23 protein-coding genes are annotated in these 23376 nt (G+C 62.4%); 13 read left to right on the forward strand and 10 right to left on the reverse strand.

The annotated features are described in order from the left end of the window. Window positions 1–68: 68 nt before the first annotated feature. Window positions 69–1187 (reverse strand): alanine dehydrogenase, encoded by a 1119-nt coding sequence (gene ald, locus OF122_RS07485; RefSeq protein ID WP_264227148.1) that lies wholly within the window; start codon window positions 1185–1187, stop codon window positions 69–71. A gap of 122 nt (window positions 1188–1309) precedes the next feature. Between ald and OF122_RS07490 the strand changes: the two genes are divergently transcribed. From OF122_RS07490 to OF122_RS07510, 5 genes are all read left to right on the forward strand, one after another. After that, entirely contained in the window at window positions 1310–1774 is a 465-nt protein-coding gene (locus OF122_RS07490) for an Lrp/AsnC family transcriptional regulator (RefSeq protein ID WP_264227149.1), read from the forward strand. Between the two features lie 98 nt (window positions 1775–1872). After that, a complete protein-coding gene (locus tag OF122_RS07495; RefSeq protein WP_264227150.1) occupies window positions 1873–3849 on the forward strand; it encodes a methyl-accepting chemotaxis protein in 1977 nt (658 codons plus the stop codon). 153 nt (window positions 3850–4002) lie between these two features. Further along, window positions 4003–5034 carry an ABC transporter substrate-binding protein gene (locus OF122_RS07500; RefSeq protein ID WP_264227151.1) on the forward strand — a complete coding sequence of 344 codons (1032 nt, stop codon included), beginning with the start codon at window positions 4003–4005 and terminating at the stop codon, window positions 5032–5034. 52 nt (window positions 5035–5086) lie between these two features. Further along, window positions 5087–5878: an ABC transporter ATP-binding protein gene (locus OF122_RS07505; protein ID WP_264227152.1), complete on the forward strand. Its 792-nt coding sequence runs from the start codon at window positions 5087–5089 to the stop codon at window positions 5876–5878. A gap of 71 nt (window positions 5879–5949) precedes the next feature. Then, a complete protein-coding gene (locus OF122_RS07510; RefSeq protein WP_408636332.1) occupies window positions 5950–6693 on the forward strand; it encodes an ABC transporter permease in 744 nt (247 codons plus the stop codon). 65 nt (window positions 6694–6758) lie between these two features. On the opposite strand, the gene OF122_RS07515 is transcribed toward OF122_RS07510, so the two are convergent. The 5 genes from OF122_RS07515 to OF122_RS07535 form a co-directional block, all read right to left on the reverse strand. Beyond that, complete coding sequence (locus tag OF122_RS07515) at window positions 6759–7760, reverse strand: NAD(P)-dependent alcohol dehydrogenase (RefSeq protein ID WP_264227154.1); 1002 nt, start codon at window positions 7758–7760, stop codon at window positions 6759–6761. Next, complete coding sequence (locus tag OF122_RS07520; RefSeq protein ID WP_264227155.1) at window positions 7757–7984, reverse strand: helix-turn-helix transcriptional regulator; 228 nt, start codon at window positions 7982–7984, stop codon at window positions 7757–7759. Before OF122_RS07520 ends, OF122_RS07515 begins: the two co-directional genes overlap by 4 nt. Before the next feature lie 5 nt (window positions 7985–7989). After that, window positions 7990–8418, reverse strand: coding sequence for a hypothetical protein (locus tag OF122_RS07525; protein WP_264227156.1), 429 nt, complete (start codon window positions 8416–8418; stop codon window positions 7990–7992). Between the two features lie 231 nt (window positions 8419–8649). Further along, the gene (locus OF122_RS07530) at window positions 8650–11046 is read right to left on the reverse strand and encodes a S8 family peptidase (protein WP_264227157.1); all 2397 of its coding nucleotides are present in this window, start codon (window positions 11044–11046) and stop codon (window positions 8650–8652) included. Window positions 11047–11212: 166 nt separating this feature from the next. Next, complete coding sequence (locus OF122_RS07535) at window positions 11213–11617, reverse strand: hypothetical protein (protein WP_264227158.1); 405 nt, start codon at window positions 11615–11617, stop codon at window positions 11213–11215. Window positions 11618–12018: 401 nt separating this feature from the next. Between OF122_RS07535 and OF122_RS07540 the strand changes: the two genes are divergently transcribed. The 4 genes from OF122_RS07540 (at window position 12019) to OF122_RS07555 (ending at window position 15311) form a co-directional block, all read left to right on the forward strand. Further along, window positions 12019–12519 carry a PepSY domain-containing protein gene (locus tag OF122_RS07540; protein WP_264227159.1) on the forward strand — a complete coding sequence of 167 codons (501 nt, stop codon included), beginning with the start codon at window positions 12019–12021 and terminating at the stop codon, window positions 12517–12519. A gap of 6 nt (window positions 12520–12525) precedes the next feature. Next, window positions 12526–13191 (forward strand): response regulator transcription factor, encoded by a 666-nt coding sequence (locus tag OF122_RS07545; RefSeq protein ID WP_264227160.1) that lies wholly within the window; start codon window positions 12526–12528, stop codon window positions 13189–13191. Further along, window positions 13188–14537 (forward strand): sensor histidine kinase, encoded by a 1350-nt coding sequence (locus tag OF122_RS07550; RefSeq protein ID WP_264227161.1) that lies wholly within the window; start codon window positions 13188–13190, stop codon window positions 14535–14537. Before OF122_RS07545 ends, OF122_RS07550 begins: the two co-directional genes overlap by 4 nt. Window positions 14538–14642: 105 nt before the next feature. Beyond that, window positions 14643–15311: a glutathione S-transferase family protein gene (locus tag OF122_RS07555; RefSeq protein WP_264227162.1), complete on the forward strand. Its 669-nt coding sequence runs from the start codon at window positions 14643–14645 to the stop codon at window positions 15309–15311. On the opposite strand, the gene OF122_RS07560 is transcribed toward OF122_RS07555, so the two are convergent. The 3 genes from OF122_RS07560 to OF122_RS07570 all read right to left on the reverse strand — a co-directional run bounded on the left by OF122_RS07560 (window position 15261) and on the right by OF122_RS07570 (window position 16726). Continuing rightward, the gene (locus tag OF122_RS07560; protein WP_264227163.1) at window positions 15261–15566 is read right to left on the reverse strand and encodes a hypothetical protein; all 306 of its coding nucleotides are present in this window, start codon (window positions 15564–15566) and stop codon (window positions 15261–15263) included. The two genes, OF122_RS07555 and OF122_RS07560, sit on opposite strands and share 51 nt — an antisense overlap. 244 nt (window positions 15567–15810) lie before the next feature. Further along, window positions 15811–16233: a DMT family transporter gene (locus tag OF122_RS07565; protein ID WP_264227164.1), complete on the reverse strand. Its 423-nt coding sequence runs from the start codon at window positions 16231–16233 to the stop codon at window positions 15811–15813. Between the two features lie 4 nt (window positions 16234–16237). Beyond that, the gene (locus OF122_RS07570) at window positions 16238–16726 is read right to left on the reverse strand and encodes a DMT family transporter (protein ID WP_264227165.1); all 489 of its coding nucleotides are present in this window, start codon (window positions 16724–16726) and stop codon (window positions 16238–16240) included. Window positions 16727–16797: 71 nt separating this feature from the next. On the opposite strand from OF122_RS07570, the gene OF122_RS07575 reads away from it, so the two are divergent. The 4 genes from OF122_RS07575 to OF122_RS07590 all read left to right on the forward strand — a co-directional run bounded on the left by OF122_RS07575 (window position 16798) and on the right by OF122_RS07590 (window position 22387). Then, complete coding sequence (locus OF122_RS07575; protein WP_264227166.1) at window positions 16798–17292, forward strand: GNAT family N-acetyltransferase; 495 nt, start codon at window positions 16798–16800, stop codon at window positions 17290–17292. Window positions 17293–17375: 83 nt separating this feature from the next. After that, the gene (locus tag OF122_RS07580; RefSeq protein WP_264227167.1) at window positions 17376–19562 is read left to right on the forward strand and encodes an FdhF/YdeP family oxidoreductase; all 2187 of its coding nucleotides are present in this window, start codon (window positions 17376–17378) and stop codon (window positions 19560–19562) included. Window positions 19563–19823: 261 nt separating this feature from the next. Then, window positions 19824–21479 (forward strand): energy-dependent translational throttle protein EttA, encoded by a 1656-nt coding sequence (ettA, locus tag OF122_RS07585; protein ID WP_264227168.1) that lies wholly within the window; start codon window positions 19824–19826, stop codon window positions 21477–21479. Between the two features lie 74 nt (window positions 21480–21553). Continuing rightward, the gene (locus OF122_RS07590; protein WP_264227169.1) at window positions 21554–22387 is read left to right on the forward strand and encodes an alpha/beta fold hydrolase; all 834 of its coding nucleotides are present in this window, start codon (window positions 21554–21556) and stop codon (window positions 22385–22387) included. Window positions 22388–22396: 9 nt separating this feature from the next. On the opposite strand, the gene OF122_RS07595 is transcribed toward OF122_RS07590, so the two are convergent. After that, window positions 22397–23317: a hydrogen peroxide-inducible genes activator gene (locus OF122_RS07595; RefSeq protein ID WP_264227170.1), complete on the reverse strand. Its 921-nt coding sequence runs from the start codon at window positions 23315–23317 to the stop codon at window positions 22397–22399. Window positions 23318–23376: the final 59 nt, after the last annotated feature.

The raw sequence follows: 23376 nt of genomic DNA on the forward strand, positions 1-23376 counted from the left end.
GCGTTGCTTCAAACTCTTCCCGGAAGCCAGGGCAACGCCAGCCAAAGACGTCTGAATGTCGATTCAGCCTAGCGCGCCAGCGCCTGTTCTGCGGGCAGGTAATTGTATCCCAGAACCTGGGCGACCGGTTCGCAGGTCACGGCGCCATGTGCCACGTTCAATCCGTTGCGCAGGTGCGCGTCATCGGCCAGCGCCTGTTTCCAGCCCTTGTTGGCGAGCGCCAGGGTAAAGGGCAGGGTGACGTTGTTGAGCGCGTAGGTCGATGTGCGGGCGACGCCGCCGGGCATGTTGGCAACGCAATAGTGAACGATGTCATCGACCACATAGGTGGGGTTGGCGTGGGTTGTGGGCTTTGAGGTTTCAAAACAGCCGCCCTGATCGATGGCCACGTCGACCAGCACCGCGCCGGGCTGCATGGTGGCCAGCATTTCGCGCGTAACCAGTTTGGGCGCCGCGGCACCGGGCACCAGAACGGCGCCGATGACCAGATCGGCCTCGGCAATTGCGGTGGCAACGGCAGCGCGATTGGAATAGAGCACCCGAGCAGAAGCTCCGAAATGGTTCGAGAGGCGTTCGAGCGCCGCGGGGCTCTTGTCGAGAATGGTCACATCGGCCTGCATGCCGACGGCCATCTGCGCTGCATGGAAGCCCACGACGCCGCCGCCCAGCACGGCCACCTTGGCCGGGTGAACGCCGGGAACACCGCCCAAAAGGACGCCGCGTCCGCCATGGGACTTTTCAAGCGCCGTTGCGCCGGCCTGAATGGACATGCGCCCGGCCACCTGGCTCATGGGCTTGAGCAGGGGCAGGCCGCCCGACGGCTCGGTCACGGTTTCATAGGCTATACAGACGGCGCCTGACTTGACGAGATCGGCTGTCTGGTCGGGATCGGGAGCGAGGTGGAGATAGGTAAAAAGGATCTGGCCCTTTGAAAGCATGGCGCGCTCTGCGGCCTGCGGTTCCTTGACCTTGACGATCATTTCGCTTTCGGAAAAGACCCTGCCCGCATCGGGGGCGATTTTGGCGCCGGCGGCCTCATAGGCGGCGTCGGCTGCGCCGATCCCGGCGCCGGCACCGGTTTCGATCAGGACGTCGTGGCCTGCAGCGCCAAGCTCGGCGGCGCTTTCAGGGGTCAGGCCGACCCGATATTCATGGTTCTTGATTTCTCTCGGCACGCCGATACGCATGTCGATCTCCTCTCCTTGTGAAGATGACAGTGTAACGCCGCCTGGGCACAGTGATGTTGCAGATTGCATTGCGATTATTTACATGAGCGGGATGTTGTTGCGCCATACGGGGAAAATGCGTGATGAAATTGCCCATCGATGAGATCGACCGCAAAATCCTGCGCGCCATACAGAAGGATTCAGCACGGTCGATGAGCGAGCTCGGCGACCAGATCGGGCTTTCCGCATCGGCTTGCCACCGGCGTCTCAAGGCGCTCGAGGAACGCGGTTACGTCGCCGGGTATCATGCCGTGCTGAGCCGCGAAAAACTCGGGCTTTCGATGCAGTTCTTCATCGAACTGTCGCTGACCAGTCAGTCCGACAAGACCTTCGAGGCGTTCGAAAAAGCGGTGCGCGACATTCCTGAAGTTCTCGAATGTCATCTGATGGCCGGGCAATCGGACTATATCCTGCGCGTTGTCTGTGAGGACGCAGCAGCCTTCGAGCGGCTGCACCGCGATCTTGTTGCCCGCCTGCCGGGGGTGGCGCGAATTCATTCAAACTTGAGTATTCGTGAAGTCAAACAGTGGAGCAGCTTCCCGATATAGTTGCTTTTTTGCCTGAAATTGTGTTCCTCGCGCGGAGATTCACCGAAATTTAATCGTAATATCGGTTTGTTTGCGTATCTCACGCAACAGGTGTCCTCATGAAATTCACCCGCCCGAAGATTAAAAACATAAAGCTGTCCACTTCGGTCGTTCTTCTTTTTCTCGCTACGCTTGCATTGTCGGTTGGTAGTATTTTCCGGCTGGTCGATAGCGAATTGCGGAACGAGATTGCCCGGACGGCTCATCACAATCAGCAATCGAACCTGCGTGTCGCCGCGACAATGTTCGCCGACGCTGTAGAGGGTGGAGAGGTTGCCTGGAACGCCGAGGGCGAGGTTACGGGTGTTACGCTGCCTGCCATTCCCGAGTTCACCGACAACACGCTGATCGACAAGATCACCCAGGTGACCGGGGAGACCGCCACCGTTTTTGTTTGGGACGAGGAAACACAGGATTTCTGGCGCCGCACCACAAACATCATCAAGCCGGATGGGACACGCGCCATCGGGACCGAGTTGGGCCAGACCGGCGCCGTCTATCCGGTGGTCATGTCGGGGGAAACCTTTCTTGGCGAAGCCGTCATTCTGGGCAATCCCTATTTCACCGCTTACCAGCCGATAACGGCGCCGGACGGAGAAATCCTGGGCATACTGTATGTGGGCGTGGAAAAGGCCAAGATCGTTGCGTTGCAGGATCAGGTGCTGATGCTTTTGGCGGGGCTGTCGCTTGCGGTTTTCCTCGTGGCCGGGGGGCTGGTGCTCGTCGCGTCGCGCCGGCTCATGCGGCCCCTCGCGCGGCTGGCTTCGGCCATGGAGGATGTCGCCGCCGATCCGGTCAATGCGCAGGTGCCTTACGCCGATCTCGGCAATGAGGTGGGCCTGATGGCGCGGTCAGTCGAAGTGTTTCGCCAGAACGGGGTCCGGGTTGCCGAAATGAGCGACAGCGAGCGCGACGCGAGCGAAAAGCGGCGCGTCGAGCGTGCGGCCATGATGGAGCAGTTGCGCGACGCGTTCGGCGCCGTGGTGGACGCGGCGGTGGAGGGCGATTTCAGCCGCCGGGTGGATGAGGCGTTCCCTGACGAACAGCTCAACGCGCTGGCCCGCAGCGTCAATGGACTGGTATCCACCGTTGCCAATGGCCTTGAAGAGACGGGGGACGTTCTGGCGGCCCTGGCGCAGACGGACCTGACAAAGCGCGTCGAGGGCGAATACAGCGGGGCTTTTGACAAGCTCAAATCCGATACCAATGCGGTTGCCGACAGGCTGGAAGAAATCGTGGGGCAGTTGCGCCAGACCTCGCGGTCGGTTCGCACGGCGACGGGTGAAATCCTCTCTGGTGCCACCGACCTTGCCAACCGCACGACGCGGCAGGCGGCAACCATCGAGGAAACGTCGGTCGCCATGGAAGTTGTGGCCACGGCCATCGCCTCGAACGCCAAACGGGCACAGCAGGCTCTGGAGCGGGTCAACGAGGTGTCGGAACTGGCCGGCAGCAGCGGCGAGGTGATGACCAGCGCCACCCACGCGATGGAACGCATTACGACCTCGTCGGGCAAGATTTCCAACATCATCGGCATGATCGACGATATCGCTTTCCAGACCAACCTTTTGGCGCTCAATGCTTCGGTGGAAGCAGCGCGGGCCGGGGAGGCGGGCAAGGGCTTTGCGGTTGTCGCGATCGAAGTGCGGCGGCTGGCTCAATCGGCGGCGCAGGCCTCCGCGGAGGTCAAGGCCCTGATCGAGCAGAGCGCCAGTGAAGTCGATGGGGGCTCGAAACTCGTGGCCAACGCAGCGGGCATGCTCGAGCAGATCCGCGAGGCGATCATGGTCAATGCCCAACTGATGGGCGATGTCGCCAGCGCCAACAGCGAGCAGGCGAATTCGGTCTCGGACGTGAACCGGGCCGTCAGCCAGCTCGACGAGATGACCCAGCACAATGCGGCGCTGGTCGAGGAAACCAACGCAGCCATCGAGCAGACCGAGGTTCAGGCGCGCCAGCTCGATGAGATCGTCGAGATCTTCCGCGTTTCGGATGGCAATTCCGATGACATGCAGCCAAAGGCGAGGGCGGCTTAGATAAGTTGCCCACGGCAAAACCAAACCTCCTGTGCAGTCTGCCCAAGCCTTAGGCAATTGGCTGGGCTTGCACAGGATTTGGCATTTTTTACTTTACAGTCAAAAATCGCCGCGCTTGTATCACCCTTGGCAAAACCAAGGGGTAAATCCATCATGCTTAACCGCAGAGTGTTCACGCTGGCCGCCGGGTCGCTGGTTCTGGGCGCAAGCCTTGCCGCACCGGTGATGAGCCAGGAATTGACGCCGGTCCGCTTCACGCTGGACTGGCGCATCGAAGGGCCGGCCGCCGGCTTCATGCTGGCGCGCGACAATGGCTATTTCGAAGAAGAAGGGCTCGATGTGACCTTCGATGTCGGCAATGGCTCGGTCGAGGTCATCCCGCGCGTTGCGACGGGTGCCTATGACATGGGCTTTGGCGACATCAACTCGCTCATCAAGTTTCTCGACGAAGATGCAAGCCAGCCGATCAAGGCGATCATGATGATCTATGAGACCCCGACCTTTTCGGTCGTGGGGCGCTCGTCGCTGGGCATCACCGAAGACCCGGCATCGCTGGAAGGCAAGACGCTGGGCGCGCCGCCGCCCGATGGCGCGTTCGCCCAGTGGCCGGCTTTCGTTGAGGCTTCGGGGATCGATACGTCCGATATCACCATCGAATCCATCGGCTTTCCGGTGCGTGAGCCGATGCTGGCGCAAGGGGATGTGGACGCGGTGTTCGGGTTTGCCTTTTCGGTGATCCTGAACCTCAAGGCGCAAGGCGTGCCCGACGAGGATATCGTGCCGATCATGATGGCCGATCACGGGCTCGAGCTGTACGGCAACGCGATCATGGTCAACACGACATTTGCGGAAGAAAATCCCGAAGTGGTCGAGGGCATGCTGCGCGCGCTGGCCAAGGGTTTTGCCGATGCGGTGGCCGATCCGGCAGCGGGTGCCGCGGCGGTGGTCGCGGCCAACGACATTCTCGATATCGCCATCGAGACCGAGCGGCTGGAAATGGCCAACGAGATGAACATCAATACCCCTTACGTCCAGGAAAACGGGTTCGGGGGCATCGATTTCGACCGTCTCGACCGCGCCATCGCCCAGCTTGGCACCTCGATCGGCATCTCGTCGGATATTTCGGCAGCGGACGTGTTCGACGACAGCTATCTGCCGCCGGCTGAAGAGCGCATGTTCGAGTAATCACGCTTTGGCCGGGCTCGATCAGAGCCCGGCCACCAAAGGGGGGCAGACTATGAGCAAACCGCTCGTTGAAATCGACAATGTCGACATGCGCTATGGCGGCGCCGATGGCACGCTGGCGGTGTCGGGGCTCGATATGCGCGTCGCCAAGGGCGAATTCGCCGCCGTGGTCGGGCCGTCCGGGTGCGGGAAGTCGACGCTCATGAAACTCGTCACCGGCCTGCATATCCCGCAGACGGGGGTGGTGACGGTGGCGGGGAGCTATGTGACCAAGCCGGTTTCCATCGTCGGCATGGCGTTCCAGAACCCAACGATGCTGCCCTGGCGCACGACGCTGGACAATATTTTGCTGCCGCTCGAAATCGTCGAAAAGCACCGCCATAGGTTGCGCCGGCACAAGGCGGAATATGTCGCCAAGGCCGAGGCTTTGCTGGAAACGGTGGGGCTGAAGGGCTTCGGCTCGAAATTTCCCTGGCAGCTTTCGGGCGGCATGCAGCAGCGGGCCAATCTGTGCCGCGCGCTGATTCACGAGCCCGAATTGCTGATGCTGGACGAACCGTTCGGGGCGCTCGATGCGTTTACTCGCGAAGAACTCTGGCAGGTGATCCGCGACCTGCATGCCGCGCAGGGGGTGACCATCGTTCTGGTCACCCACGATCTGCGCGAAGCCGCGTTCCTGGCCGACACCATTCATGTGATGAGCGCGCGTCCTGGGAAGGTGGTGAACGTGCACAAGGTTCCCTTTCCGCGCCCGCGCGAACTGGACGTGATGTATGAGCCGGGGTTCAACGACATGGTCCACGCGCTGCGGGCCGAAATCGCCGAAGCGAGGGCCGTGGCATGACCGATACGCCCGCTCCAACTGTCACGGTCAGCAAGCCGATTGCGAAAAAGCCGTTCAACTGGCTGCCCTGGATGCCGTGGATCTATACGGTGGCGCTGTTTGTCATCTGGGAAATCGGGGTGCGGCTTTCGGGGCTGCCGCATACGGTTTTTCCGGCGCCAACGCGGATTTTCGAGGCAATCATCCAGTATTGGCCAGCCATCCAGCGCCATTCGATCCAGACGCTTTATACCACCACGCTCGGGTTCATCCTCGCGGTGATCGGCGGGCTGGCGCTGGGGCTGTTGATCGGCTGGTCGCGGACCATCTATGCGGGGCTCTATCCGATCATGGTGGGGTTCAATGCCATCCCCAAGGTGGCGCTGGTGCCCATTCTGGTCATCTGGTTCGGTATCGGGACGGTACCCGCGGTGCTGACGGCCTTCCTCATCGCCTTTTTCCCCATCGTCGTGAATGTCGCCACGGGGCTCGCCACCATCGAGCCGGAAACCGAGGATGTGCTGCGGGCGCTGGGGGCGAAGAAAATGGACATCATGCTCAAGGTCGGCATTCCGCGCTCGATGCCCTATTTCTTCGGCTCGCTCAAAGTGGCGATCACGCTGGCGTTCGTCGGTTCGGTGATCTCGGAAACCGTCGCGGCCAATTCCGGGCTCGGCTACATGATGAGCGCCGCCCAGAGCCAGTTCAACGTGCCGCTGGTCTTTGCGGGGCTGGTGATGCTCGCCGTCGAGGGCATTGCCATGTACGCGCTGATGGCGTGGATCGAAAAGCGCACCACGGGATGGGCGCATCGGTCGACGACGATGGCGGGGTAGGATCCACGTTTGGTCGCGCTTCCGAACCGGATAAGTGGTGCCCACTTATCCTGGAAGCGCTCCGCTCAGGGCATCTCTATAATCACGTCCCCCGCCTTGGTTTCCTGCTCGACATAGCGGTGCGCTTCGGCGATAGCCTCAAGAGGCATGACGCGGTCGATGACGCCGTGGAGTTTGCCTTCTGCGACCAGTTCGCTCAGCAAAAGCATGTCCCTGGCCTTGTCGGGCAGGGGACGCAGGCCGGTGGTGGCCAGTTTGCCGCGTTTGCCCTGCTTGTCCCTGCCGGTGAGCATGGCCCACAGGATGGCGAAGGAGGGGGTGGTGGTGAGATAAATGCCACCCGGTTTCAGCGCCCTCCTGCATGCCGAAAAGCTGCTTTTGCCCACGGCATCGAAAATCACGTCATAGGCGGCTTCGACATTGGTGAAATCGGACGTATGGCGGTCGATGATGGTATCGGCGCCAAGGCTTGAAACGAGATCGGCGTTGCGGGCGCTGCACACGGCGGTGACCTCTGCGCCCATGTGGCGGGCCAGTTGCACGGCCACGGTGCCGATGCTACCCGCTGCGCCGTTGATGAGGATCGATTGTCCGGGCTGCAGCTTTGCCTCGTCGCGCAGAAACGGCATGGCGGTCAAAAAGCTGTAGGTGAGGCCGGCCGCTTCGCCGAAGTCGAGCGCGTCGGGCATGATGGCAAGCGGCGCGTCTTCGGCCAGGGCGACATATTGGGCCATGGCTGAAGGGTTGGGTTCGGTTGTGCCGAACACGCGATCGCCCACCGAAAACCGGGTGACCTCCTGGCCAGCGGCCACAACCTCCCCAGCCACGGCGCCGCCTGGAATGGGCGCCTTGGGGCGCAGCAATCCGGCGAAGAACCGCACGATAAAGGGGTCTGCGGACCGAAAGGCGCAATCGGGCAGGCTGACTGTCGAGGCGCGTGTGCGGATCAGCACATCGCTGGGACCCATCACAGGCATTGCAGTTTCACGCACGGTGATGGCCTGGGGCGGGCCGTAACGCTCGATCCAGGCGGCCTTCATCGGGGCGGCGGGTACGGGGTGTGTCATTGGCTGTCCTCGTCATACTGGAACGCTTCTTCAAGCGGCACGCCAAAGGTGCGCGCTATGCGGAAGGCAACTTCAAGAGAGGGCGAATAGCGCCCCTGTTCGATGGCCACGACGGTCTGGCGGGTGACGCCGACTTTTTCGGCCAACGCGGCCTGGGTCATCTCCCCGGCGTGGAACCGCAGGGTGCGGATGGTGTTGGAGATTTTTGGTTTTCCCTTGCCCATCCGGTCTATCCGATCCGGTAGTAAACAAGCTGGGATGCGGCGAAGACGCCGCCGGCCAGCATGGAGATGCCAAACAGCGCGTGAGGCACCAGAACGGTATCGAGGCCGAACGCCAGCGCGGCAATGACACCGGCGGTCGCCACCGAGAGAACAGCATAACCATTGCGCATGGAGCGGGAACTGACCGCCAGATCGCGCTCGTCCCCGGCTTCATCGACCAGTTCCTCGCGCTGGACGATGCTGACGACGATGGTGACCACTATAGAGGCCACGATGTTGAAGACGATCACGTAAAGAATGGCCCAAAGCATCTGCCAGGCCCCGGCGGATGCATCGGGCGGAGGGCCATCGGTCGCAAGGCCCCAACCCACCCATGTCGAGATGATAAGGGCACTCGTCACCATGATCAGTGCATTCCATTGTTTGTAGCTCATTGCATTTCCCGCGTTTTGATGTGTGGGGAGACGCATAGAACTGAAATTTCTATAAGTCAAGTTTTTTTGACATTAAGTCCGAAAAAGCAGATACAAGGTCGTATTTATCGGACTATTAGGATTGGAACTGCTCAGTACGGGGCGCGCGCCCGGCACACGAGATCGCACGCGGCAAGCGCCAGCGGTGAGCGAGGGAGGGAAAGTGAAGCCGGGCGCGTTGAGTGAAAAGCGTCAGAAACGCCCGCGAAGCTGCCCGCCGAATACGGCGTTGGTGGCGCCCCCTATATGGCCCGCGTCATGACTGACCACCGCACCGAACGCCAGTTCCGCTTCGGTTTCCAGGGCAATCTGGTAGCGCAGCCCGAGGTCGATCTGGCGTCCGGCCGGGGCCAGGGTGGCGCGATGGTCGGCCATAACAACCGCGCCATCCTGTGTGCGCCCGACCGGCAGGGTGAAGTCGACGGCGCCCGTTTCGAGCCGCAGGGGCTGGGAGATGGCAAAGGTCAGCTGATCGGCGTCGCCCAGAACATTCGCCGTCGACAGCCCGACCTGAAAAGCTGAAAAGGTCAGGTTATCCATTGCGGTCACATAGCCTGAGCCGGCTTCGGCAACAGCGGTGCCTGTCTCAAGGCCGGCAAAAATCATGCTCCCGGCCCCAATTTCGAGTTGGCTGGACAAGGCGGCCGAATTAATGGCCGCGCCGGATGGCGCTCCCATCAGGCCGAAACCGGAAAGGCCGAGAACCCCGCCCTGTTCCTGGGCGGTCAGCAAGGAAGCCTTGAGGCCGATCGCGCCCAGATCGAGGCCCAGCGCCGCGCCAACCCCTCCCACGGCGCTTTCCGACAGAGTCGCGTGACTGGAAACAAACCCGTAATGCTCAACGGTCAATGGTCCGGCTTCAACCTGCCCGACCATCCCCGCGCCACGGCCTGAAAGCGAAGCGAGCGATCCGGTCATCGCGGCCGGGCTGCTCAAACCGCGAGAGGATGAGACAATTTCCGCGCCGCCCAGGGCTGCCACGGTCAGGCGATATGTGCTTGTCCCGAATGTGGTTTGTCCCGACTGGCGGTCGCTTCCACTGACGGCCAGGGCGTCGACGACGGAACTGTCGCCGAAAAGCGGCAGGGCGTGCGGCCGCTCCGGACCGGAATCGGCGGCTATGGCAAAGGTTTCGGCGGGCACCAGAAAGGGCGTATCGAGGCCATCGAAAACAGCGATGTCCATGCCCGACAATGCCCGGCGCGTGGCGTTGCCATAGGCCGCCCCGGAAACCAGCGCCGCGCCGGCGAGCGTCGTGCGCTCGGCGCTGTCGAGTGAGCGGCCATTAACCAGCGATACGCCGTCCACCGGGCTGAGCGCCGCAGCTATATCGAGCACGCCCATGCCCCATTCATCCGAATAGGCCCTGACGATGCCGCTACCGAAATTGACGGTGCCGTCCTGGGCGAAATCGACAAAATCGGAATAGGCAGTCGCCAGAAGGCGCTTGGTCCATTCCTGCGGTGAGAGCGAGGGGAAAGCCTGAGCCATTATGGCAACCGCCCCGGAAACCTGGGGAGCGGCGAACGAGGTCCCCGTGCCCAGCCCATAGGAGGTATCGCTGGAAACTCCCGCCGAGCGTGTGGTTCCATCGGCGAACAGGCACTGGCTCGCCATCTCGCCGCAGGCGGCAGAGAGGCGTGAGGTGCTGGTGATCTCGTTGGCGCTGTTTGTCTGGAACAGTCCGTTTCCCACGGCAATCCACGCATCGAGCTCGGGGATGAACAGTGGCAGTGCGCTGGACGCGTCGTTGACGGCCAGGGTGTCGTCATTGGACATCGCCCAAACGATCACACCGCTGGACTGGAAGGCTTCGAGTTCATCGAAATAGGTGCTCCAGGCGGCCTGGGTTCCCCCGGCCAGGCCGGCAAAAGCCTCCGCGACGGTCGAGCCATTCAAAGTCATATGATCGCGCACATCGGTCACGAGGAGTTCGCGCGTGGGGTCGCCCGGTGGCGTATAGAGCAGACCCCAGGAATTGTTCTGGGCGACGGCATCGAGGCTGGCGGCTTCGGCGGTCGCAGCGGCGAGTTTGTCGAGATCGATGCCGGTGCGGCTGCTGTCATCGAGATAGCTTGTGAGATGCAAATCGGCATCGGGGGCGAACCCCATCATGGACCCCTGATCGTCGCTGCCGGCAATCAGGGCCGCGACGTGGGTGCCGTGCGAGGAACCTCCGGCGACCGCAATGTTGCCGTTTGCAACGATGTCGGTGCCCGCAAATTCCTGATGGGTCGTGCGGAATCCGTCGTCAACCACGGCGACGCGCTGGCCCGCTCCAGTCCAGTTGCCCGAGAGCACAAGGTCGAGCCTTGCGAGTTCATAAGGATGGGACTGGTTCGACCCCCCGCCGCTGATAGCGGCATCGACACCCTGAAAGCGGGAGGAGTTGCGTATCTGAGCGGCTTGCACCGTGTCGAAGGTGTGGGCGACCGAGGCGCTGACCCAGTCATTGGAATAATCGGGCTGAGGAAGATTGGAATCCGCTGATCCGCCGCCGCCATTGCTCCCCCCACCACACCCGGCGAGGGCAATGCACAGGCCAACCAGCGATGAGAGCTTCGCAAAGCGGTGGAAAGGTCCGTGCAAAAATTTGATCCCGAATCTTGGCAATTACCGATGGTCTGCAGAAAATGACAGGGGTCGGGGACACCGGCCACGGCAATTTCGGACAATTCCCACTTTTGCGAAGCGGGAGGGGCACCGAACGCGGCGTTTCACCGCGTTCGATATCCGGGCTTTGTGCGTGCGAGGATCAGGGACGGCCCCGACCGGCATCTTCGGGCCGGCCGCGACCTTCATTCTCGTCGTCGTCCTCCTCCTCGAGTTCGACCTCTTCTTCTTCCTCATCATCATCATCGTCATCGCCATTCATATGGGCGGCCAGCACAGCACCACCGCTCATGGCGTTGGCATGCTCGAGGGCCTCGGTCGAGCGTCCGCCGGATGCCTCGTGCGCGGTCTGCAGACCGGTCAGGCGCTCATTGACGGGCTCTTCGCCATCCGGGTCGCTGACGTCGGCCTCGCAGCCGGGAATGGGCTCAAGGCCGAGAAGTTGCGCGATGGACTGGGGGTCGCACGACACGACCTCCTGGGCCAGCGCGGCGCCCGGTGCTGCCATCGAGAGACCGACGATTACGGAGATGAGCGACAGTTTCATGGAAATTTCCCTTTTCGGTCCGCCAGGCGTATCAGGCGATCAAAGGCCCAACCCGGACGCCTCGCGGACAAGCGCGCCGTGGCCGGCGCAATACGATGAAACAGAGCGAGTGACACCGCGTATGCGGGGGTACAGTCTTGGTGCTAGCGGCGCCACCCGTTCTGCCATACCATGACCGGAGGTCTGGTTTGCGAATCGAGCCTAGCAATCAAAGCCTGACGCCGGCCTGAGGTCTCTGTCAGCATTTTGTCAGTTGGGTCGGTTCAAAGTGCCCAGGGGACGGCAGGGGATGACGAGCGTATCGCGATGCGTTCGAGGTTCCTGATGCACCAGTTGGCGCTTTGCGTCCCACCCCGAGATGGCGCGCCGTGCGCGCGAAATTAACAGGTCCCGAGCCAGCCATGCGCATCCTGTCATTTGTTGCTCTCGGCGCGATTGTGGCGCTCACGCCCACACTTGCATCCGCTCAGGGCAATTCGGGGCGTCCCGATATCGGACGTCCGGACAATCCCGGCCTTGATACTGCCGCGGAAAATTCCGCAGGCGCCGATGTCAGTGACAATGCAGAGCGTGCCGGCGAGACGCCAGACCCAGACGATGCTGGAAATGGCGCAGCCAATGCCGGAGACATCCCGGGCAATGGGTTGGGCAACGCTGCCGGCGGCGGATCGGGTTCGGCGCAGTCGGCGCAGGATCGGGCCGCTCAGGCGGTGAGGACAGGGCAGGCGGTTCCCCTGGACCGCGTGCTGCGGCCGGCCCTGGAACAGCACGGGGGCAGCCTTATCGATACGCGGCTGCTCACCGTCGAGGGGTTTTTGCTCTACGAACTCAAGATACTTCTGCCTGACGGGACGCTCGATACGCTTTACTATTACGCGCATACCGGCAACCCGGTCAGATAGGAAGCCATGCGTGCATTGGTCATCGAAGACGATCCCCGGATTGCCTCCACCATGGCGGCGGCATTGGCTGCGGCCGGGTTTACGGTCACGGGCGAGGCGGATGGCGAGGAGGCCTGGTTCCTGGGAAGCACCGAGCCGTTCGATGTCATCGTACTCGATCTCGGCTTGCCCCAACTCGACGGGATGACCCTGCTCAAGCGGTGGCGGCAGGAAGGCATGACCCGACCGGTCATCATCGTAACGGCACGGGGGCACTGGGCTGAGAGGGTCGACGGGATCGAGGCCGGTGCCGACGACTACATCGTCAAGCCGTTCCGGCCCGAAGAGCTGATGGCCAGGGTCCGGGCTGTCCTGCGCCGTTCGGCCGGTCATGCCTCGCCGCGCATCGAAGTGGGGGACCTGGTTATCGACACGCGCATGCAGCAGGTTTTGCGGGGCGGCGTGCCGATGGGGCTGACGCCGAGAGAATACAGCCTGCTGTCGTATCTGGCGCACAATCGGGGGCGCGTGGTTTCGCAACTGGAGCTGACCGAGCACCTTTACGCCCAGGATTTCGAACGCGACTCCAATTCCATTGAGGTGCTGGTGGGGCGTGTGCGCCGCCGCGTCGGGGGCGAGATCATCAAGACGCGGCGGGGTTTTGGATATTACGTGGAAGGACCCGGTGCGTGAGGGGGACCTCGCTTCGCCTGCGGCTTCTGATCGGGGCAGGCGTGTGGATCGGCCTTGCGATGATCGCGGTCGGCGTTTTGCTCATACACCTGTTCCGGGCGCATCTTGAAGCCTCGGCAGAAACCGAACTCAGGGCCACGCTCAACCGGTTGGTGGCCCAGGTTGACCGCATCGAAATCGGTGATCTGGACCGGCCGCTGGCCGATCCGCGCTACGAGTTGCCCTATGGCGGGCTCTACTGGCAGATCGACGGCCCCGACGGCGAAGTGCTGGCCCGCTCGCCCTCGCTGTTCGATGTGACGCTGGACTTGGGGCAGGACGCATCGCCGGCCTTGATCGTATCGGAGGGGCCGGCCGGCATGCCGATCCTGGGACTAAGCCAGACAATCCGGTTTTCCGGGCCGCCCGACAATCGGCTGGTGGTGACCGTCGCGCGGGATCGCGAGCAGATCGATCTTTCGGTGCGCACCTTTTCGATGCAACTGACCAGTGCGCTCGCGCTGGTCTGGGGGGCGCTGACGCTTGCGGCGGTCCTTCAGGTCCATCTCGGCCTTGCTCCATTGGCCAGCCTGAGAACCGGTATCGAGGACATCCGCACGGGGCGCGCGGCGCGGCTGCGCGACGACTATCCGCTGGAAATCGGTCCACTGGTCGAGCAGGTCAACGGGTTGCTCGACGCGCAAAGGGCGATGCTCGAATTTGCGCGTGCCCGCGCCAGCGACCTGGCCCATGCCCTGCGGACCCCTCTGTCGGCGCTGGGCGCGACCGAGGCACGCCTGCGCGACCTCGGGGACGATCAGGAAGCCGATGCGCTTGATCGGCTGGTGCAGACGATGAATGAACGCATCGAATATCAGTTGCGCCTCACCCAGTTGCGGTTGCGATCCGCCAGTGCAACGGCCAGCACACCTCTGTCTCCCGCGATCGAGCAGGTCGTTTCGGTTCTCAAGAGAACCGAGCGGGGCGGGATGGTCACCTGGAAAATTGCCTGCCCGGACGGAGCCATCGTTCAGTTGGACCGTCATGATCTTATCGAACTGATCGGGGTCCTGCTCGACAATGGACTGCGCCATACCTGCGACACCATTGAAATAGCTGTCTGTCAGGAGGACGAAAACCTGCGCATCATCGTCGCCGACAACGGTCCGGGCATGACCGAGGAGCAGATGAAAACAGCGCGGCAACGCGGTGTCCGTCACGACCAGAGCCAGGCCGGAACGGGGTTGGGGCTATCGATCGCGCATGACATTGTCGAAATCAACGGTGGCAGGGTGGTCCTCGAGCGTGCGCCGCTCGGGGGGCTGGGCGTGAGCGTTTTCCTTCCGGGCGCGCTGCCCGACGACTGAAGCATCGGTCGTTGCCGGCGCACCCGCCAACCGTGAAATAGTGTGACCTGTTTGTCGGAACGCCGTGGCGCGGACCGTCGTAACGACAATCAGGAGAGAACAGCCATGGCAATCACGATTACGGCGTTTGAAAATTCGCCGGATGGCGGCAGGGGACTGGCGCGGGATATGCGGGTGCGCTGGGCGCTTGAAGAGGTGGGGCTGCCCTATGAGGTTCGCCTGGTTTCGCTCAAGCAGATGAAAGAGCCCAGTCACCTCGCGCTGCATCCCTTCGGGCAGATCCCGACCTATGAGGAGGGCGATCTTGCGCTGTTTGAGACCGGCGCGATCGTCTTTCACATCGCGCAACACCACAAAGGCCTGTTGCCCGAGGATGAAAATGCACGGGCGCGGGCGATCACCTGGATGTTCTCGGCGCTCAACACCGTCGAGCCGCCGATCGTCGAGCGCGAACAGTCGCGATATTTGGTGGGTGACAGGCCATGGTATGGCGAGTTGTTGCCCATTCTCGAGGATCGCGTGCGCGTGCGGCTGGACCAACTGGCCAACCGGCTCGGCGCTTCCGAATGGCTCGACGGCACGTTCAGCGCGGCCGATCTGATCATGGTGCTGGTGCTGCGCAGGCTGGAGGGGGCGGGGATATTGGAGGAATATCCAAGCCTATCGGCCTATGTGGCTCGGGGGGAGGCGCGGCCCGCATACAAACGGGCTTTCGCGTCCCAGTTAGCGGTCGCCAATCATGATCGAGGCACCAAAGACGCCAAGCGCCAATAAGCCGAAGCCGAAGATCATGACGATGTTGGGATTGTGGACCCAGCCCATGGGGGCAAAGCGCCCCAGCCAGACGGGGTGATAGATCGCGACGCCGAAACCCGACCAGCCGCCGGCGAACACCGAATACAGCCTCTCACGCCATTTCGCCCTGGGCAGCAGCCCCTTGATGGCGGCGATAAGGATCATCAGGCCGGCGACGGGGACAAGCAGGGTCTGGAGCATGGCGGGTATTTTCCGGTTGGACGGGGCCGACATACGCCCATCCATGCCGCTGCGCCAGAGTGGCGATGTCGCATGTTGGCGTCTGAATCGGCATTTGCCTTGATGTCCCATTCCTCCAAAACCCCCTCCGTCACCCCGGCTCCCCGCTTTCGCGGGGACAGGCCCGAGCCGGTGCCCAGCACACTCCGCACCGGCGACGGAACCGCCAGCGCTGCCGGTTACTGGATCCCGGATCAAGTCCGGGATGACGCCGGTGGAGAGGGAGGCGTCGGTTGACCTAATCCCGCTTTTGCGTCAGGGCCATGCCGGCGATAATCATGGTCACGCCGATGGCGCTGGCCGCGAGGTTTTCGGTGTTGCCGCGGGCCAGATCGAGCAGGACGCCCGAGATCATCTGGCCGCCGATGACCAGCATGGCGGTGTTGATCGCGCCGATGCGGGCGATGAGCCAACTGCCCGAGGCAACGAAAACCACCCCGATTGTGCCACCCAGATAGGCGTACCATGGGGCGCTCAACGCCCCTTCGGGCCACAGGCCGCCGAGGATCAGGCCCAGAACCGTGAGCACGGCAAAGCCGACCACATGGTTCCAGTAGGAGGCGATCAGTGCGGTTGTCGACAGCGCCAACCGCCCGTTCAATTGCCGGGAGAGCGAAACGAGGATGCCCGCGAGCAGGGCGAAGAGAATGGCTGTGGTCATCTGCCTAACCCTGCCCGAAAATGATGATCATCGAGCCGGCAAAGATCAGCGCCAGCGCAGCGAAATCCTTGATCCGGGGGATGCGCTTGGGCAGGCCGAACAGGCCCCAGCGGTCGGCGGCCAGCGAAAACAGCACCTGTCCGGCAAGGCCCAGCGCGAGGGTGCCTGAAAGGGCCAGGGGCGTGTTGACCGTGGTTGAGGTGAGCGTGACGGTCAGCGCGCCCGAAACGCCGCCGAGATAGGCCCAGAGAGGGGCGCGGGGCTTTTCGGTGGTTGCGCCCGATCGAGGGCGGAGGCGCAGCAGCGCCAGAAAGATCAGCGCGGCAACTGTTCCCGTGCCATGGGCCACCCATGAGGAGTACATGGCACCGCCGAAAAGCCCGACAAGCCCGTTGAAATCGACCATGAGGGTCAAGAGGCCGCCGCTGGCGAAGGCCAGCAGCAGATGGAGGGGTGCGGGCCGGAGGGCGGATGATGAGGAGAGGGATGACATGGCGAATCGTCCGGTGGGCAGTACACTGGCTATAAGCGCATTCGATCTGCCCCCAAAGACAAAGTCTGGACATGACAGCGACCCCACCCATCCTCACCACCGACCGCCTGGTTCTGCGGGCGCCGCAGATGGCAGATTTCGAGGACTACGCCGCGCTGATGCAATCGGAGCGCGCCATCCATATGGGCGGGCCGTTCGACCGGGAGGGCGCGTGGTATGCCTTCTGCCATGACACGGCTCAATGGCTCTTGATGGGCCATGGGGCGCTGATGGTTGACGTGGGCGACCAAACCGTTGGGCAGGTCGCGATCAATTCGGGGCCGCTTTTTCCCGAGCATGAGCTGGGGTGGCTGGTTTATGCCGGGCAGGAAGGCAAGGGTTATGCGCTCGAGGCTGCGAATTGCATCAAGGCCTGGGCACGCGAGACGCTGGCTCTGCCCTCGCTGGTGAGCTATGTCGATCACGACAATCACCGCTCGCGACGGTTGGCCGAGCGGCTGGGCGCAGCGCTCGATCCCGACGCAGCGCGGCCCGATCCCGACGATCTGGTGTATCGGCACTGGTAAGCGATTGCGTGAAACAGTGTTGCGCAGCGATCTGTTGTCACTGCCGTCCGCCGTGCCATACTTGCCGCGAGGAGATTTGACGTATGCCGCATTCGCACCAGACCGTGGGGGGAGGGCCCAAGAAGGTTCTCTATACGCTCCAGACCGTGGCCCGCATGGGCGTGGGCAAGGCGGCCAAGGCGCTGACGGCCAAGAACACGTGCAAGGCCTGCGCCTATGGCATGGGCGGGCAGATGGGCGGCATGACCAACGAATTGGGCGAGTTCCCCTCGGTCTGCAACAAGTCGGTGCAGGCGCAATCGACCGATCTGCAACCGGCCATTCCGCACGCCATCTTCACCCACCCGCTTGCCGATCTCAAGGAACTGACCGGCAAGGAGATGGAGCATCTGGGCCGGTTGGGCGATCCGGTTTACAAGGCGGCCAATGCCGACCGTTATGAGGTGGTCGATTGGGACTGGGCGCTCGATCACGCCGCCAAGCGGCTGCTGGCCACGGTGCCGGACCGGACGTTCTTTTATTCCTCGGGGCGGTCGTCAAACGAGGCGGGGTTCATCTTCCAGCTCCTGGCGCGAGCCTTTGGCACCAACAACGTCAACAACTGTTCCTATTTCTGCCACCAGGCGACCAGCGAGGGGCTGGCCACGACCATCGGCAAGGGCACGGCGACGGTGGAACTGGCGGACCTTACTGGCGCGGACATGATCTTTGTGATCGGGGCCAATCCCTCGTCCAATCATCCGCGCTTCATTCACATGCTCAAGCACTGCCGCGACCGGGGCGGAGAGGTGATTGTCATCAATCCGGCGCGCGAGCCGGGGCTGGTCAAGTTCGCCGTGCCCAAATCGCCGTCCTCTATGCTCAAGGGGGGCGACGAGATCGCTTCGGACTATCTCCAGCCGCGTATCGGGTTCGATATCGCCTTGATGCTGGGCATCGCCAAGGCGGTGATCGAGGCGGGGATGGAGGACGCCGAGTTCATTGAAAACCATACCGGCAATGCTGCGGCCTACAGAGCGCAGGTCCATGCAATGTCATGGGACGCTATCGAAGCATCGACAGGGCTCGCGCGGGCCGAAATCGAGCGCGTGGCGCACCGCTATGGCCGGGCTAAGAACGTGGTTTTCGCCTGGGGCATGGGGATGACCCATCACGTCCATGGCGTTGAAAACGTTGAATCAATCGCCAACCTGGCCCTGCTGCGCGGCATGATCGGGCGGCCCAATGCCGGGCTGTTGCCGTTGCGCGGGCACTCCAATGTGCAGGGGATCGGGACGATCGGGGTCAAACCACTGCTGACCGAGGACGTGATGGCCGAAATGGAGCGGCAGTTTTCGATTTCTCTCAGCCGCTCAAAGGGCCTGGACACCATGGCCTGCCTGCACGCGGCCCATGGCGGGGAAATGGATGCGGCAGTCATCATGGGCGGCAATCTCTATGGCGCGTCGCCGGATACGGCTTGGGCCGAAAAGGCTCTCAACTCCATAGGGTTCAAGCTGTTTTTGACCACGACGCTCAATCTGGGGCATGTCCATGGGCACGATGATTCCGAGAGTCTCATCCTGCCGGTGACGGCGCGCGATGAGGAATGGGAGCCCACCACCCAGGAATCGATGTTCAATTTCATCCGACTATCGGATGGCGGCATCGACCGGCTGGCCAATGTGCGCCCCGAAAGCGTCATCCTCACCGATCTCGCCACCCGCATCCTGCCCGACAGCCCCATCAATTTTCAGGCGTTCAAGAAGCACGCCGAGGTGCGGCGGGCGATTTCGGAAATCGTGCCTGGTCTGAAGGACCTGGCCGAGATCGATGTGGCAAAGCGTGAGTTTCATATCGCCAATCGCGTCATGCACGAGCCGCGCTTTTCGACGGCCGACGGCAAGGGGCATTTTCAGGTGATCGCTCTGCCGCAAACCCCTGAGGCGCCGGAGGGCCGCAAGGCGCTGACGCTGGCGACGATCCGGTCTGAGGGGCAGTTCAACACCATCGTTTACGAAGAGACCGACAGCTATCGCAACAAGGCGCCGCGCTGGTCGGTGCTGCTCAATGGCAAGGACATGGAGGAGATGGGCATTGCCGAAGGCGATCTGATCGATCTGGCGTCCGAACGGGGAAAGATGAGCAGGCTCAAGGCCCTGAGCTTCGATATCCCCCGTGGTTCGGCGCTGGCCTATTATCCGGAAGCCAATGTGCTGGTGGGGACGGCCATCGATCCGCGCTCGAACACCCCGGCCTTCAAATCGGTCCCGGTGTGGATAGAGCGCTGAACGCGGGCGGGCAATCTCTCGGTTCCATCCCCACCGCTCACCCCTTCCTTGCCGTTCCCGGGCTTGTCCCCGGAATCCATCATGATGAGTGTCGACACTCTCCGGCCGCAAGGAGCGCTTCCAGAATAGGCGTGCCCCGGACCTGATTGGGGGCGGGAGCCGGGTTTCCGGTTGGCGCGCGCCCATTGCACCGCCTGACGGCTTGTCCTACATACGGCCCCAAGTTTCTCAGATACGAATTTCCAAAGAGGCACCCGCTTTATGGCGCGTCAATTCATCTATCATATGCACGGCATGTCCAAGGCCTATTCCGGCGGGAAGAAGGTCATCGACAACATGAACCTCTCGTTCTATCCCGATGCCAAGATCGGCATCCTGGGGCCGAACGGCGCGGGTAAATCCACGCTTCTGAAAATCATGGCCGGAATTGACACCGAATTTACCGGCGAAGCCTGGGCCGCCGATGGTGCGACTGTCGGATATCTGCCCCAGGAGCCCCAGCTCGACGAGCAGCTCGACGTCAAGGGCAATGTGATGATCGGGGTGAAGGAAAAGCAGGCCATCCTCGATCGCTATAACGAGCTGATGATGGATTATTCCGACGAAACGGCCGATGAAGCCGCAAAGCTTCAGGACCAGATCGACGCGGAAGACCTCTGGGACCTCGACTCCAAGGTCGAGATGGCCATGGACGCGTTGCGCTGCCCGCCGGGCGGGGAAAACGTCACCAATCTTTCGGGCGGTGAAAAGCGGCGCGTGGCGCTGTGCCAGCTGCTGCTGAGCCAGCCCGACCTGCTGCTGCTCGACGAACCGACCAACCATCTGGACGCCGAAACAACGGCGTGGCTGGAAAAGCATCTGCGCGAATATCCCGGCGCGGTGCTGATCATCACCCACGACCGCTACTTCCTCGACAATGTAACGGGCTGGATTCTGGAGCTCGACCGCGGGCGCGGCATTCCCTATGAGGGCAACTATACGGCCTATCTGACGGCCAAGGCCAAGCGCATGCAACAGGAAAAGAGCGAGGATCAGGCCCGCTCGAAGGTGCTGGAGCGCGAAAAGGAATGGCTGGGCCAGTCGCCCCAGGCGCGCCAGACAAAGTCCAAGGCACGTATCCGGGCCTATGACGAACTGGTCAAGATCAACGAGGCGCGGACCCAGTCCAACACCGCCCAGATCATCATTCCGCCCGGCGAGCGGCTGGGCCAGAACGTCATCGACATCGACGGCGTCAAGAAGGGCTTTGGCGACCGGCTGCTGATCGACGGGCTGAGCTTCAAGCTGCCGCCGGGCGGCATTGTTGGCGTGATCGGGCCGAACGGGGCGGGCAAGACCACGCTGTTCAAGATGCTGACCGGGCAGGAGCAGCCCGACGAGGGTACGATTACGGTCGGCGAAACCGTCCATATGGGCTATGTGGATCAGAGCCGCGACAGCCTCGATCCCAAAAAGAGCGTCTGGGAGGAAATCTCGGGCGGCAACGACATCATCAAGCTGGGCAAGCGTGAGGTCAATTCACGGGCCTACACCTCGTCCTTCAACTTCAAGGGCGGCGACCAGCAACAGCCGGTGGGCACGCTTTCGGGCGGGCAGCGCAACCGCGTGCATCTGGCCAAGATGCTCAAATCGGGCGCCAACGTTCTGCTGCTCGACGAACCGACCAACGATCTGGACACCGAAACGCTGGCGGCGCTGGAAGAGGCGCTCGAGGAGTTCGCCGGTTGCGCGGTCATCATCTCGCACGATCGTATGTTCCTCGATCGGCTTGCCACCCATATCCTGGCGTTCGAAGGCGACAGCCATGTGGAATGGTTCGAGGGCAATTTCCAGGATTACGAGGCCGACAAAGTTCGGCGTCTGGGCCCGGATTCGGTCAACCCCAAGCGGGTGAGCTACAAGCCGCTGACGCGGTAGGGTCATACAAATCGACAGTGAATGCGGGCCGGGGATTTTTCCCCGGCCCAATGATTTTGCGATAGGCTGGTCTTATGAGTGAACCATTCTCGCTTGAAATCGATGACGCCGTCTTCACCGGCATCGAGGCCGGAGAGGGGATTCCGGTGGTGTTCTTGCATGCGGGGGTGTGTGACCGGCGCATGTGGGAGAACCAGATCGAGGCGGTGGCGGCGGCCGGGTTCTGGGGGATTGCCTATGACCGGCGCGGGTTCGGGGACACGACCTCGCCCGACGAAGGATTTTCCCATCTCGAAGATCTCGAAGCGGTGCTTGATGCGCTGGACGTGCATGCCGCGGTGTTTGTCGGCTGCTCGATGGGCGGTGCGCTGGCCATCGATTTCGCGCTGGCCAATCCCGAGCGCACGGCGGGGCTGGTGCTGGTGGGCACCTCGATCAGCGGGGCCAGGGTGCCGCACCTGCCACCCGAGATCATGCAGATCGCCAATGCCATGGAGGCCGTGGAGGAAAGCGGGGATGTCGATGCGATCAACGCGGTCGATACCCATGCCTGGCTCGATGGGCCGCTTTCGGAAAGCGGGCGCGTGAAAGGCGAGGTGCGGGCGCTGTTTCAGGCGATGAACGGCAATATTTTGCGCAAGAGCGAGATGACGCGGGAGGACAAGCCCGAGGCGGCGATCGACCGCATAAGCGAAATCGATACTCCGGCGCTGCTGGTGGCCGGGGACCTCGATTTTCCCCATATCGTCAATCGTCACGACGATCTGTCCGAGGAAATGGAAAACGCCTTTGCGGTGGTAATCGAGGGGACGGCGCATCTGCCCAGTCTGGAGCGTCCCGATCTGTTCAACCCGCTGTTGCTCGAGTTCCTGAGCATGGTGACGGGACAGGCAGAGCCCGAGGACTGAACGGACCGGTTAGGCCGAGGTCCGCAGATCAGTCCGCAGGCTTGTTTCGCCGACTTTTGTGACGATGTCTCCGATCTTTCGATAGAGCGCCTCGTAGGGCGAGTTGGCGCGCCAGACGAGCCGAAGCACGCGCGCCGCGCCGGGCGCGCCGAGCGTGTGGAATTCGATGCGCTTGTTGTGCTCCTCGCGGCGCAAACTGATGGTGGGCAGAAGCGTCACGCCATAGCCATTGGCCACCAGTTCGAGAATAGTGGTTAACGAGGTGGCGGCGAAGGTGCGGCCCTGCAAATCGGGCTTGAGGGCGCAGGCGTCGACCATCTGGTCGCGCAGGCAATGGCCCTCTTCGAGCAGCAGGAACTTGTCGCGCGGCAGGTTGGCGAGACTCACCGGGTCAGCCAGGTTGGTGCCGCTGCGGGTGGCAAGCACGAACGGATCGGCGAACAGGTCAATCGAGGTGAGGTTGGGGCGGTCGGTTTCGGTGGCGATGAGCGCGAGATCGAGATCGCCGTCGTTGAGGGCGGCGAGCAAGCGTTCGGTCTTGCCCTCGCTGACCGAGAAGCGGATATCGCCAAGATCGGACCCCAGTGAGGGCAGGATTTCAGGCAGGAGATAAGGCGCGACGGTGGGGATGAGCCCGAAACGCAAGGGGCGGGCGGGCTGGCCGGCGGCCATGTCGGCGAAGGTCTCAAGATCGACGGCGGCGCTCAGGACGCGGCTGGCGTGGGCAAGAAATTCACGGCCGAAGGGGGTGAGCGTCACCGTCTTGCCAAGCCTGTCGAAAAGAGAGGTCTGGCAACGATCCTCGAGCAGCCGGATTTGCTGGGAAAGCGCGGGCTGAGTCACATGGCAACGCTGGGCAGCGCGACCGAAATGGCCTTCTTCGGCAATTGCTTGCGCGTAGTGGAGCTGGCGCAGGGTGATGGTTTGCATTCGTGGCTCATCTGGCTTGATTAGACAATCTTATCATGATTGTCAGTTTTATCAATTTG

Source organism: Pelagibacterium flavum, from assembly GCF_025854335.1.
Lineage (GTDB): Bacteria > Pseudomonadota > Alphaproteobacteria > Rhizobiales > Devosiaceae > Pelagibacterium > Pelagibacterium flavum.

Bases quoted from the DNA above. Each gene is read 5' to 3' on its own strand.
- ald (WP_264227148.1), bottom strand. From the start codon at position 1,187: ATGCGTATCGGCGTGCCGAGAGAAATCAAGAACCATGAATATCGGGTC.
- OF122_RS07490 (WP_264227149.1), top strand. From the start codon at position 1,310: ATGAAATTGCCCATCGATGAGATCGACCGCAAAATCCTGCGCGCCATA.
- OF122_RS07495 (WP_264227150.1), top strand. From the start codon at position 1,873: ATGAAATTCACCCGCCCGAAGATTAAAAACATAAAGCTGTCCACTTCG.
- OF122_RS07500 (WP_264227151.1), top strand. From the start codon at position 4,003: ATGCTTAACCGCAGAGTGTTCACGCTGGCCGCCGGGTCGCTGGTTCTG.
- OF122_RS07505 (WP_264227152.1), top strand. From the start codon at position 5,087: ATGAGCAAACCGCTCGTTGAAATCGACAATGTCGACATGCGCTATGGC.
- OF122_RS07510 (WP_408636332.1), top strand. From the start codon at position 5,950: ATGCCGTGGATCTATACGGTGGCGCTGTTTGTCATCTGGGAAATCGGG.
- OF122_RS07515 (WP_264227154.1), bottom strand. From the start codon at position 7,760: ATGACACACCCCGTACCCGCCGCCCCGATGAAGGCCGCCTGGATCGAG.
- OF122_RS07520 (WP_264227155.1), bottom strand. From the start codon at position 7,984: ATGGGCAAGGGAAAACCAAAAATCTCCAACACCATCCGCACCCTGCGG.
- OF122_RS07525 (WP_264227156.1), bottom strand. From the start codon at position 8,418: ATGAGCTACAAACAATGGAATGCACTGATCATGGTGACGAGTGCCCTT.
- OF122_RS07535 (WP_264227158.1), bottom strand. From the start codon at position 11,617: ATGAAACTGTCGCTCATCTCCGTAATCGTCGGTCTCTCGATGGCAGCA.
- OF122_RS07540 (WP_264227159.1), top strand. From the start codon at position 12,019: ATGCGCATCCTGTCATTTGTTGCTCTCGGCGCGATTGTGGCGCTCACG.
- OF122_RS07545 (WP_264227160.1), top strand. From the start codon at position 12,526: ATGCGTGCATTGGTCATCGAAGACGATCCCCGGATTGCCTCCACCATG.
- OF122_RS07555 (WP_264227162.1), top strand. From the start codon at position 14,643: ATGGCAATCACGATTACGGCGTTTGAAAATTCGCCGGATGGCGGCAGG.
- OF122_RS07560 (WP_264227163.1), bottom strand. From the start codon at position 15,566: ATGTCGGCCCCGTCCAACCGGAAAATACCCGCCATGCTCCAGACCCTG.
- OF122_RS07565 (WP_264227164.1), bottom strand. From the start codon at position 16,233: ATGACCACAGCCATTCTCTTCGCCCTGCTCGCGGGCATCCTCGTTTCG.
- OF122_RS07570 (WP_264227165.1), bottom strand. From the start codon at position 16,726: ATGTCATCCCTCTCCTCATCATCCGCCCTCCGGCCCGCACCCCTCCAT.
- OF122_RS07575 (WP_264227166.1), top strand. From the start codon at position 16,798: ATGACAGCGACCCCACCCATCCTCACCACCGACCGCCTGGTTCTGCGG.
- OF122_RS07580 (WP_264227167.1), top strand. From the start codon at position 17,376: ATGCCGCATTCGCACCAGACCGTGGGGGGAGGGCCCAAGAAGGTTCTC.
- ettA (WP_264227168.1), top strand. From the start codon at position 19,824: ATGGCGCGTCAATTCATCTATCATATGCACGGCATGTCCAAGGCCTAT.
- OF122_RS07590 (WP_264227169.1), top strand. From the start codon at position 21,554: ATGAGTGAACCATTCTCGCTTGAAATCGATGACGCCGTCTTCACCGGC.
- OF122_RS07595 (WP_264227170.1), bottom strand. From the start codon at position 23,317: ATGCAAACCATCACCCTGCGCCAGCTCCACTACGCGCAAGCAATTGCC.